Source organism: Dellaglioa sp. CoH-55-MRSF-8, assembly GCF_056782195.1.
The window spans coordinates 1-478 of the sequence record NZ_JBXAYH010000070.1; the positions used below are offsets into that span (position 1 = coordinate 1).

At 57.7% G+C, this 478-nt stretch carries 1 protein-coding gene; it reads right to left on the reverse strand.

Annotation, left to right across the window (positions count from 1 at the left end; translation table 11 throughout):
- Nucleotides 1-98 precede the first annotated feature (98 nt).
- Nucleotides 99-478 (reverse strand): DUF1653 domain-containing protein (locus tag AC1RPW_RS07960; RefSeq protein WP_481769436.1); only part of this gene is annotated, 380 nt, incomplete at its 5' end.

The following is a 478-nucleotide window of genomic DNA, read 5'->3' on the forward strand; positions in this document are numbered from 1 at the left end:
GTGATCATATTCTCGACGTAGGTGTTGATCATCGCGTCGGGTACCACGTCCCCACTTACGGGCTCATATACAACGGTAAGCAGCTCCATGTTCACTCCTTATTGCGGCTCGTCAAAGATGGGGGCGAAGCGCGGGTCTCCGTTTTCAAGCGTCCCGAAGAACAGCTCATGAGGGCGGACCCACGTCTTTCGTTCATGCGGCCACACGTGTTCGTAGATCACCATCTCTTCCTGTGTCTCCGAGTGCGTGGCAAGTCCCACGAACTTGTAGAGACCACCTTTGTAGTGGCGATGCGTGGCCTCGCGCAACGCGCGCTGATGATCCAACTCGATCTGCACCGCGTCTTCCACGGCATTGCTGCCCACCGCGTAATCCGCATCCGGGTCGATGCCCTCATCAGCAGCTGCACGCTCGAACGCCGCGAGATCGAGACGGACAACCGACACCACCTGACCAACTACGGAACACAGGTTATAGG